The organism is Shewanella marinintestina (genome assembly GCF_023283845.1).
GTDB lineage: Bacteria > Pseudomonadota > Gammaproteobacteria > Enterobacterales > Shewanellaceae > Shewanella > Shewanella marinintestina.
In genome coordinates, this window is the sequence record NZ_JAKILC010000029.1 from 12016 (window position 1) to 23209 (window position 11194).

Here is an 11194-nt window from a genome sequence, read left to right on the forward strand (position 1 = left end):
CTCTAGGTATCACTTTCAGCAACTTTTATATGCGAAATCAAGCTCATAAATATACTACTCACCGAAACTAAGACTCATTGCTTTTTATCTAAAAATACATCACAAAATAGTCAGTTAAATTTAACAATTGGTATTGTGCCCACATCAAAGGTAAGCTGTGTTCATCGTTTAGGTCAGAAAAATAAAAAATGTTTGATAGTTGGCGAAATAAAAAATCAAAGTCCACGGTCTCTTCAGACATGGTTAGCAAACAACGACGATACGATAGCCTTGTCAGGGCACTTCATGCAGATATATACCGCTTTGCCTATTGGCTTTGCGGCGATAAACATATTGCAGAAGATATCACTCAGGAAACATTTCTTCGTGCATGGCGTTCGCTTGATTCGTTAAAAGATGAAAAAGCCGCTAAGTCTTGGTTGATCACTATTTTACGCCGAGAAAATGCACGACGCTTCGAACGTAAACAACTCAATTACTCTGATGTCGAACAAGAGTTCATTGAAGACACGTTTTCAGGAAGCACTGAAGAACATGCTGAGCAGCATTTGCTACAAAGACAAATTTCAAAGCTAGAACTTGAATACCGTGAACCATTATTACTGCAGGTTATCGGTGGGTTTAGCGGTGATGAAATCGCTAAAATCCTCGACTTGAACCGTAATACCGTTATGACACGTTTATTTAGAGCGAGAAACCAACTTAAAGATGTACTCGAACAACCTACGCACAGGGGTCAATCCAATGGATGAGCTTAAGTTTCGCCGCCAGGCCTACAGTGAACCTAATAACCAAGATCCTGACTTTCTTAATGCAACAATGGAGTCGGCGGAAAGAGAAGCTTTCCTTAATGATCTAAAAGGCTTAGATAATAAAATCGAACGGGCATTAAAAGTTGATGTACCGGACGATCTTGCTGCTAAATTACTACTAAGGCAACAACTACAGCAACACCATTCCCAGCGTCGTAAAACTGGATTTGCTTTTGCTTTGGTTGCATCTGTCGCGTTTTTAGCGGGAATGACATTTACTTTACTAAGAATGGCGCCCGTCGATTTAAGTCAGCATGCGCTGGCCCATGTTTACCATGAAGACAAAGCACTACATGCCGATCAGAATGTACAATATCAGGATGTAAACTTTCAACTGGCCTCACTCACTGGTGGTCAAAATATGAAGTTTACTCAACAACCTGGCAAAGTGTTTTACAGTACCTATTGTGATTTTCAAGGCGTACAAAGCCTCCATTTAGTAATGCAAGGTGAACAAGGTAAAGTGACTTTGTTTATTGTTCCTCTTGAAGACAGACTCGTTCTTGAAGAAGCATTTGCAGATAGTAAGTACAAAGGCATGGGCTTTGAAACAGATAATGCCTATATGTTACTCGTAGGTGAGCAAAGTCAAGATCTCAACTTCGTTAAAAATGAAATAAAGCAAACATTCATCTAATTCGTTTACAACCAATAATGCTAATCCTGCATTATTGGTTGTAATCCATCACATTTCCCCCCTTTATTGGGCTCAAGCTCATAGTTCTGTTAACATAGCGCTCCCACACATAGAAAATACAAGAAGCGTGAATCACACATGACAATTGAATTACCCATTTTAATTACTTTTATAGGCTATCTATCTTTAATGATGGGTATTGGCTTATGGGCTTATAAAGCCACCGACTCAGTCGACGACTACATTCTTGGTGGCCGCGGTATGGGTCCTGGTGTAACAGCATTAAGTGTTGGTGCATCTGATATGTCTGGCTGGTTACTTCTGGGTTTACCTGGTGCAGTCTATCTAGGTGGATTAGGTGAAGCTTGGATTGGATTTGGCCTCGTTTTTGGTGCTTGGTTAAACTGGCTGTTCGTTGCTAAGCGTTTAAGAATATATACCGAGTTTACCGATAACGCACTTACCCTCCCCGACTTTTTTGAAAAACGTTTTGAAGATAATAAAGGCATATTAAAGTTAGTTTCTGCGGTAACGATTTTAATATTCTTCACCTTTTATGCATCATCGGGCATGGTTGGCGGCGCAATACTGTTTGAAAAAGTATTTGGCTTAGACTACACCTTAGCGCTAATCATTGGATCCACTATTATTGTGGCCTATACCTTTGTGGGCGGTTTCTTTGCTGTTAGCTGGACTGACTTTTTTCAAGGCTGCTTAATGCTGGTTGCATTGCTAATTGTACCTGTAGCAATTATGAGCCAACCAGAAACACAAGCTGGCTTGGAAAACATCGATCCAAATATGTTGGCTTTTTTCAACAAAGACACCACAGTGCTGGGCATCATATCGCTACTTGCTTGGGGATTAGGTTACTTTGGTCAACCACATATTCTGTCTCGCTTTATGGCGATTGGCTCGCCAAATGATATCAAAGTATCACGCCGTATCGCGATGAGCTGGATGCTACTTGCCCTTATTGGTGCTCTTGCCACGGGTATTGCCGGTAGCCTTTACTTTGCCGCTGAGCCGCTAACTAACCCTGAAACGGTATTCATTCATTTGGCTCATGCTGCGTTTAATCCATGGATTGGTGGCTTACTCATCGCTGCAATTTTATCAGCCATTATGAGTACAATTGATTCCCAACTTTTGGTTTGTTCAAGTGTCATCACTGAAGATTTCTATAAGAAGTGGTTGCGCCCGCAAGCGCAAAGTAAAGAGCTAATGCTAGTAGGACGTATTGGTGTATTGGCCATTGCTATCATTGCAGGGGTTGTTGCACTAAATCCTGAAAGTAGCGTACTTGGCTTAGTCAGTTATGCTTGGGCTGGTTTTGGCGCAGCATTTGGCCCAGTGGTATTGCTTTCATTATTTTGGCGCGACTATAGCCGCAATGGTGCAGTAGCAACAATTGTAGTTGGTGCATTAACTGTCATCATCTGGAAAGAGCAAACAGGCAATATTTTTGATATCTATGAGATATTACCAGGCTTTATTTTGGCGACGATTTCCGGTGTTATTGTGAGTAAAATCCAAGGCCCGGCGGAGAGTATTAAGCAGCAGTTTGATAGCTTTGAAGCAAAATTATAAGCCCTAATAATTACAATATAGATAAAAAGCGTACACTTGTACGCTTTTTTATTTTTCAACATAACCTCTTTATATTTCTGCCAGTTACAAGCCGTTAACGAATAATCAAACCCCTAGCATGCCGCAAGTGCGTGCTGCCTATACCTTCTTTTGACTATTTCAATTGCTAGCTGGATTTACCGACATAAAATAACTTCGTAATTAACTAATAATTAACAAAAAGACGTTGCTGGTCGGAGTTGTTAGCTTGCCAACATCTACCTACTATGCACTGGTCTAATAAGTGGATCTTGCCGCTAATCATGAAATTAGCCCTTAATTAAGCAAGACCAGAAAAATATAATAGAGATGATAATAATGAAGAATTTCAACAAGACTCTTATTGCAGTATCAGTCGCTCTAGCAAGCACACAAACAATGGCTGCTGGTTTCCAGCTAAACAGCCAATCAGCAACAGGTATCGGCCGTGCTTTCGCCGGTGACGCCGTGATTGCTGATAACGCATCAGTACTTTCACGTAACCCAGCAGCTATGGCATTGTTTGATGAGAAACAACTGTCTATGGGCTTAACTTATGCTGACGTGCAAGTTGAAGTACAAGATGTGTTTGTAAACTCAAACTTAGGTGAAATTCACTACGGTAGTGTTGATGACGCTGCTGAAGCTAAAGTTATCCCTAACTTTTACTATGTTAGCCCAGTAAACGATAAGTTTGCCTACGGTGTAGCTATGTTCAGTAACTTTGGTACAGGTACTGATACTACTGATTTATCAAATAACATGGCAATGGGCGTTTTGCCTGCTCCTATCGATTTACTTGGTAAGACAGAAGTCACTACGATCAACTTCAACCTGAGTGCGTCTTACCGTATCAATGACAACCTAAGTGTTGGTGCTGGTCTTGATGTTATTTATGGCTCAGGTGTATTGACCCGTGGTGGTGCTATGCCATCAGCTCAAGGTCCACAACACCTTGATCTAGTTGATGTCGATGCTGACGGTATCGCATTTGGTGGTATCGTTGGTGCTGTATATGAAATCAATGCTGATCACCGTTTTGGTGTGAGCTACCGTTTCAGCCCTGAGTTTACTGCCGACGGCACTGTAATGTCTTCTTTTGTTGATTACGAAGAAATCAACATTCCAATTCCAGACATCTTTCAAGTGGCTGGCTTCCACCAGTTAACTGATACATTTGCCCTGCACTACACAGCGCAAATGACGACTTGGGGTGACTTCCATGAGATCACACTTGATCCAGGCCAGGTGCCATTAAAGAAATATGCTTGGGATGACTCATGGTTATTCAGTGTAGGTGGTACTTACACACTAAATAACAACTGGACACTACGTGCAGGCTACATGTTCGACCAAGGTGTTGTTGGGGAAGTGAGCTCTATCTCTATCCCTGATTCAGATCGTCAGTGGTACACAATGGGGGCGACTTACAATCTATCAAAGCACACTAGCCTAGATTTCGGTATCGCATTCGTTCGCGGTGAAGAAACTCAGCTAACTGAGCAAAGTGCAATTTTAGGTTTGGTTGGCCAGCAAATGCCTGGTCTTGGTGATGATTTAGGTACAGTGCACGCAACAACTACGTCAAACGCAACTTACTACTCTATCCAATACAACTATAAGTTCTAAGCTAAGCGCTTAATTGTATTAATAGATAAAAAGCCGCACCTAGTGCGGCTTTTTTATTAGCAGAAATAAAGCTAAACATAAAAGTAAATTCATTGTTTTATTCACTTATTCCTTGCTAAGTTAAAGGCATCATTTTCATCCCGAGAATATAATGTCTAAGAATAATGCCCTTCCCGCCTTAATCCTTGGTAGCTTGCTTTGCTTAGGTTTAGTTATGCTAGGCAATACCGTTGGCGACAAACTGATAAAAATGAAAGCGATGGAGCGAACTGTAACCGTAAAAGGTTTAGCTGAAAAAGAAGTTAGAGCCAACGTGGCGATATGGCCAATTCGCTTTACCGAAGTTGATAATGACCTTAATAATCTATACCAAACAGTACAAGTTAAAACCAATAAGGTCGTAGATTTTTTAAAACAACAAGGTTTTAGTGATGATGAAATAACCATCGCGCTTCCAGCAATCGATGATAGGCAAGCTCAAGGTTATGTCGATCCAAACGTTAAATACCGTTACGCAGCTAAAATATCTATCTCCTTGTATACCAATAAAGTTGATTTATTACTGAGCACCCGCACCAATATGCTTAGCCTTGCTAAAGATGGCATTGCGATTTCAGATCAGGATTACAATAGTAAAGCGCAGTTTCTATTTACAGAGCTAAATAGTGTCAAACCTGACATGATCCAGTCTGCAACTCAAAACGCCCGTCAAGTAGCTGAAAAGTTTGCCAAAGACTCAGACTCAAAGCTTGGCAAAATCAAAAAAGCAGCCCAAGGGCAATTTAGTATTAACGACCGTGATAGTAATACGCCTTATATAAAGAAAGTCCGTATCGTCTCTACTTTAACTTATTACCTCAACGATTAACTAACTTGGCTCCCTTCAAAGCATAGCGTTAAACTAACGCTATGCTTTGCTCATAAAACTCACTTATCACTATCACCTTTTTAATTAACTCAACCGCTGCTATTACTGTTCGCCCTGACCGCTTATTTTCTTAATTGGCCCAAACCCGATAGCGTTCTCTTCTAGCGGCTATCTTAGAGTGCAAGCGATCCAATCATTCATCGCATTTTTCTAATAAATAATTATTGCATGAAAAAACCACATCCATTAGAATTATTGCATGGACTGAATTTGTGCTCTTGGATATGTATCAATATGGCTATTACTATGACAAATACATTACTGCGTTATCTTGCTTTAACAGCACTGGTCTTTTTTAGTATTACAGCCAATGCCAGTAAGCCTTTCGACACTATTTCGGTGCAAGTACAGTTATATCCAAATACCGTTTCAATTGACGCATTCATTGAACCAACCAAAGCCGCCACAGTTTCAGCACAAACATCAGGGCGGATCATCAAATTAAACTACGACGTTAATGATGTTGTTCAGCAAGGGGCATCATTGCTCGAGATCACTAGCATAGAACAAGGTGCACAGCTTGCAGCAAGTAAAGCTGACTATGCTAAGGCCGAGGCAATTAATACCGAGGCGCAACGGCAATTACAGCGTTATCAAACATTATTCCCTAAAGGGGCAATATCTAAGGGGGAAATGGATCAAGCCGAAGCTAATGCCAGCTCTGCGGCGCAAGAGTTAACTGCCGCAAATGCCCGCATAGCTCAAGCTTTAGAATCATTAAACTATACGGTTGTAAGCGCACCTTTTTCAGGGATAGTTACGCAGCGCCATGTAGAAGAGGGGGAAGCCGTAACAAACGGCCAAGCACTATATTCAGGATACGCAGTAAAGCCTATGCGTGCGATTGCACAAATCCCTCAGCGGTATATGGCATCCATAGAACGACAACCAAAGTTAAGCTTGACCCTTGCAAACGGTGAGGTGATTGAAAGTGAAGCTTTAACTGTTTTCAGTTTTGCCGACCCGCAAAGCCACAGTGTAAAAATTAGAATAACCTTACCTGAAAACATCGACGGGGTCGTTCCTGGAAGCTTTATTAAAGCTCATTTTGTTAGTGGCCACCGTCGCAGTATTTTTATTCCCCAAAGTGCTCTAGTAAGCATTAATGAGCTAAGCGGAGTTTACTTACAACAGGGGAATACTTGGGTACTTAACCAAATAAGAACAGGATTAAAAAACGGAGAAAATATCGAGGTTCTATCAGGATTAGCAGACGGTGAACGAATAGCAAAAGACGGCTACCAAGCAATGATGACTCTTAGTCAAAATCAACCTTAATGCCTCATATATTGCTGGCACTTTCGCACGCATAGTTTAGGGATGTAATCTAATGCAAAACCAATCGAATTTAGGCTTCTCAGGTCGAATCGCTGCTGCTTTTCAATCCAGCGCTATAACACCACTTCTAGCGTTACTTGGCTTGCTGCTGGGCTTATTTGCAATAATGGTAACTCCAAAAGAAGAAGAACCTCAAATTGATGTCACTTTTGCGGATGTGTTCATTGCTTTTCCGGGAGCAACTCCTCGGGAAGTTGAAAGTTTAGTCACTTTGCCAACCGAGCAACTACTCTCAGAACTAAAAGGGATAGACACTCTTTATTCTTTTTCTCAGCCCGATGGCGCCCTATTTATCGTGGCATTTGACGTAGGGATTAAACGCAACGATGCCATTATAAACATTTACAACCAGTTGCATTCAAACCTTGATAAATTACCACTTAATGCTGGTGTTCAAGCTCCACAGATTAAACCACGGGGTATCGATGACGTTCCCATTGCTAGTCTTACCCTTTGGTCCAAAAATCCACAAGTCTCAGCAGAGCAGCTAACTCATATCGCTAATGGATTGGAAACGGAGTTAAAACGTATTCCTGGCACAAGGGAAATAGACTCTGTCGGCGATCAACAACTCACGCTTAACGTCAGAATCGATCCACTAAAAATGAATTACTATGGCGTTTCTTTAGAAGATATAAACCAAAGCCTTAATAGTAACAACTATATTTCAATGCCAGTGTCGCTTATCCAAGCTAATCAGGAAATAAAAGTACAAACCGGACAGTTTTTACAAAGTGTAGAAGACGTAAAACAACTTGTTATTCGAGTGAGACTAGATAGCGAAGGGCAAGCATCGCCAATTTATCTTGCCGATGTCGCCAAGATCACCCTAAAGTCACAACTGCCAGTAAAAAGTGCGTGGCATGGTGATAAACAAAATGTATATCCTGCTGTAACCATCGCCATAGGTAAACAGCCTGGTATAAATGCCGTTAACGTCGCGGACGCAATTTTAGCGCGGGTGGCTAAGCTTGAAAATGTATTGATCCCTGCAAACGTTGAAGTGAGCATCTCACGAAATTATGGAGAAACAGCAGGCGATAAAGCCAATACGCTGATCTTAAAACTCGGATTCGCAACCTTAGCGGTGGTTATTTTGGTGCTTTTCACCATGGGAATTAGAGAAGCGATGGTTGTTGGCGCAGCCATAATAATTACCCTTGCATTAACCCTATTTGCCTCATGGGCCTGGGGCTTTACGCTAAATCGGATCTCACTATTTGCTCTAATTTTTTCCATTGGAATCTTAGTTGATGACGCCATTGTCGTCGTTGAAAATATTCACCGACATATGGCTATGGGCAAACGCTCATTCTCAGAGTTAATTCCAGTCGCAGTTGATGAAGTTGGCGGTCCAACAATTCTGGCCACTTTCACAGTTATTGCAGCGTTGCTACCGATGGCATTTGTATCAGGGTTAATGGGTCCTTACATGAGCCCGATCCCTATAAATGCCAGTATGGGGATGCTTATATCTCTCGCTGTCGCATTTATGATCACCCCTTGGTTAAGCAAAAAACTGCTTAAACACAAGAATTCAACAGCTAAGAATACGGCTGATACAACAACTAACAGCACAATGTCTGCAGTCTTTAATCGCCTAATTGGGCCATTTGTTATTAGCAGCAATGCCCGAAAAGCACGTTTTGGCCTTTCAATAGCGATCATATTCCTTATCGCTGCTGCAATCGCGTTACCTGCAACCAAACTAGTTGTGCTAAAAATGCTGCCATTTGACAATAAGTCTGAATTTCAAGTCATGGTCGACATGCCCGAAGGCACACCCGTAGAACAAACTCAGAAAGTACTCAAGGAGCTAGGCCACTATCTGAAACAAGTTGAAGAGGTTAACAGTTACCAGCTTTATGCAGGGACCAGTGCACCGATGAACTTTAATGGCTTAGTACGTCATTATTTTTTACGCCAAACTCAAGAGTTAGGTGACATCCAAGTCAACTTAGTCGACAAACAGCATAGAGCGCGCGATAGCCACAGCATTGCTCTTTCGGTTCGACAACCATTGCAAGCAATTGGTGATAAATATGGTGCCAATATAAAAATTGTTGAAGTACCGCCAGGACCACCAGTTTGGTCGCCTATTGTGGCAGAAGTTTATGGTCCCAGTCAGGCTATTCGAGAGCAAGCAGCAAATCAATTACTCAGTGTCTTCAAAAAAACTCAAGATGTTGTCGATATTGACATCGACCTGCCTTATTCTGCCGCTAAATGGCAGGTCATTATAGATCGTAGTAAAGCCAGTCTATTAGGTGTGCCCTATCAGCAAATCGTCGACTTGGTCGCTACAGCTTTAGGTGGTAAAGATATGACTTACCTTTATAAACCTAACCAAAAACAGCCTGTACCTATTAATATTCAGTTGGAAGACGGCGATAAAGTCGATTTACAGCAACTGCTTAATCTGCATCTAACCGGACAAAGGGGTAACACCATTCCATTATCTGAACTGGTTAGAATAAAAAAAGGCACAATAGATAGCCCGATTATTCATAAAAATATGATCCCAATGATCATGGTAGTCGCTGATATGGCGGGTCCGCTCGACAGTCCGCTTTACGGTATGTTCGACATGGTGAATCAAATTAATAGTAAGCCCGAACTCGATTTCAAACAGCACTTTATAAAGCAACCTAATGGTTTAGATAACCTCGCTATATTATGGGATGGCGAATGGAAAATTACCTATGAAACCTTTAGAGATATGGGCATTGCATATGCTGTAGGTATGATTGCTATTTATTTACTAGTTGTCGCGCAATTTAAGTCTTATACCGTGCCACTTATCATTATGGCGCCTATTCCACTTACCATTATTGGCGTTATGCCCGGCCATGCCTTGCTAGGAGCGCAATTTACCGCCACCTCTATGATAGGCATGATCGCGCTCGCGGGAATTATTGTCAGAAACTCCATCCTGTTAGTTGATTTTATTCATCAAGAAACGACCAATGGAGTCTCACTCGAACAAGCGGTGATCCGCTCAAGCATAGTCAGAGCAAAACCGATAATGCTTACAGCTCTTGCAGCTATTATAGGTGCGCTATTTATTATTGATGACCCTATCTTTAACGGCTTAGCCATTAGTCTTATCTTTGGCATTTTGATTTCAACCTTACTAACCCTGATCGTCATCCCAGTACTTTATTACGCTGTAATGAAAAAACGTTATAGTCATAGCAGGGAATATTAAAGCCCCTTTGCTGGGCAAAATATCAATAAAGAGCCAGTCAAACGCCCTATAAATTAAACTATCGGTATAAGGAGATTGTATGTCTATTGAAAGAGCAATTATGGCATTTGCAGGATTTATGGTTTTGTTGTCAGTTATGCTAACTATATGGATTAACGATAATTTTATCTGGCTCACAGTTTTTGTTGGAGCAAATTTATTACAAAGCGCCTATACTGGATTTTGTCCGGCAGCCATAATTTTGAAGAAAATAGGCTTTGAAACTGAAGCCCAATTAGCGACTGCCACTAAAAATTAAACCATAATATATAGGTACATTGATGAGTAACGCTTTAAATACGCTGCTGAAACTGCCAGTAAAAATAACATGGTTGTTAGGATTAAGTGTGCTGCTTATGCTGGTTAGCACATTTTCAATGGCTGCCGATCAAGATGCTAAAGTTACCTGGCAAAAAATTGAAGCTGGGGCTCTAGTAATTGATGTGCGTACCCCTGGAGAATTTGCTCAAGGCCATTTACCTAACGCAATTAATATTCCCTATCAGCAGATCACAAGTGAGTTGACCACCAAGGAAATTGCAAAAGACCGCTCTATCATCGTGTACTGTCGCAGTGGTAATCGCAGTGGGATCGCCAATAAAATGCTAGTCACTGACGGCTACAGCAATGTCTACAATGGTGGGGCTTATCAAACGTTAATGAATGCAAAGCCCAAATAATTCAACTTCGGCTGCTCGTAGCAAATACCGAAATAGATTTAAGGCAATTAAAAGCGTGCGATTCCCTTTTAATTGCCTGTTTATATAAGATTGGCGCTATCTTCGGCACTTTTATCAAGGTATTTATCTAAAAACTTGGCCCAACCTTTTCATGTATCTCATTGAGATATATTAATTCCAACTGTAATAAACCTACCTTGTTGTAACGTTAAATTTATCCCCCTAAGTTCGAGCATAAAACAAACTTAAATATTGATATTTGGACTTAATTTAGCAGTTAAAACTAATGCGTTAGTCACCTATTGGTATAAGTTA

General features: G+C 41.1%; 9 protein-coding genes. All 9 read left to right on the plus strand.

Features of this window, described 5'->3' with window-relative positions; genetic code table 11:
* Positions 1-188: 188 nt before the first annotated feature.
* The 9 genes from L2747_RS20620 (at position 189) to L2747_RS20660 (ending at position 10879) form a co-directional block, all read left to right on the plus strand.
* On the plus strand, positions 189-752 hold the full coding sequence (locus L2747_RS20620) for a sigma-70 family RNA polymerase sigma factor (RefSeq protein ID WP_249000833.1): 564 nt from the start codon (positions 189-191) through the stop codon (positions 750-752).
* Entirely contained in the window at positions 745-1449 is a 705-nt protein-coding gene (locus L2747_RS20625; RefSeq protein ID WP_249000834.1) for a DUF3379 domain-containing protein, read from the plus strand. The genes L2747_RS20620 and L2747_RS20625 overlap by 8 nt, the downstream gene beginning before the upstream one ends.
* 138 nt (positions 1450-1587) lie before the next feature.
* Positions 1588-3039, plus strand: coding sequence for a sodium/proline symporter PutP (gene putP / locus L2747_RS20630; RefSeq protein ID WP_249000835.1), 1452 nt, complete (start codon positions 1588-1590; stop codon positions 3037-3039).
* A gap of 357 nt (positions 3040-3396) precedes the next feature.
* Positions 3397-4686, plus strand: a complete 1290-nt coding sequence (locus tag L2747_RS20635) for an OmpP1/FadL family transporter (protein ID WP_249000836.1) — start codon at positions 3397-3399, stop codon at positions 4684-4686.
* 151 nt (positions 4687-4837) lie between these two features.
* Positions 4838-5554 (plus strand): SIMPL domain-containing protein, encoded by a 717-nt coding sequence (locus tag L2747_RS20640; RefSeq protein ID WP_249000837.1) that lies wholly within the window; start codon positions 4838-4840, stop codon positions 5552-5554.
* Between the two features lie 306 nt (positions 5555-5860).
* On the plus strand, positions 5861-6892 hold the full coding sequence (locus L2747_RS20645; RefSeq protein WP_249000838.1) for an efflux RND transporter periplasmic adaptor subunit: 1032 nt from the start codon (positions 5861-5863) through the stop codon (positions 6890-6892).
* Between the two features lie 52 nt (positions 6893-6944).
* On the plus strand, positions 6945-10160 hold the full coding sequence (locus tag L2747_RS20650; protein WP_249000839.1) for an efflux RND transporter permease subunit: 3216 nt from the start codon (positions 6945-6947) through the stop codon (positions 10158-10160).
* 79 nt (positions 10161-10239) lie between these two features.
* Positions 10240-10458, plus strand: coding sequence for a YgaP family membrane protein (locus L2747_RS20655; RefSeq protein WP_249000840.1), 219 nt, complete (start codon positions 10240-10242; stop codon positions 10456-10458).
* A 22-nt stretch (positions 10459-10480) separates the two neighbouring features.
* Positions 10481-10879 (plus strand): rhodanese-like domain-containing protein, encoded by a 399-nt coding sequence (locus L2747_RS20660; RefSeq protein WP_249000841.1) that lies wholly within the window; start codon positions 10481-10483, stop codon positions 10877-10879.
* Positions 10880-11194: the final 315 nt, after the last annotated feature.

Coding starts and splice junctions, on each gene's coding strand:
- L2747_RS20620 (WP_249000833.1), top strand. CDS start 189: ATGTTTGATAGTTGGCGAAATAAAAAATCAAAGTCCACGGTCTCTTCA.
- L2747_RS20625 (WP_249000834.1), top strand. CDS start 745: ATGGATGAGCTTAAGTTTCGCCGCCAGGCCTACAGTGAACCTAATAAC.
- putP (WP_249000835.1), top strand. CDS start 1,588: ATGACAATTGAATTACCCATTTTAATTACTTTTATAGGCTATCTATCT.
- L2747_RS20635 (WP_249000836.1), top strand. CDS start 3,397: ATGAAGAATTTCAACAAGACTCTTATTGCAGTATCAGTCGCTCTAGCA.
- L2747_RS20640 (WP_249000837.1), top strand. CDS start 4,838: ATGTCTAAGAATAATGCCCTTCCCGCCTTAATCCTTGGTAGCTTGCTT.
- L2747_RS20645 (WP_249000838.1), top strand. CDS start 5,861: ATGACAAATACATTACTGCGTTATCTTGCTTTAACAGCACTGGTCTTT.
- L2747_RS20650 (WP_249000839.1), top strand. CDS start 6,945: ATGCAAAACCAATCGAATTTAGGCTTCTCAGGTCGAATCGCTGCTGCT.
- L2747_RS20655 (WP_249000840.1), top strand. CDS start 10,240: ATGTCTATTGAAAGAGCAATTATGGCATTTGCAGGATTTATGGTTTTG.
- L2747_RS20660 (WP_249000841.1), top strand. CDS start 10,481: ATGAGTAACGCTTTAAATACGCTGCTGAAACTGCCAGTAAAAATAACA.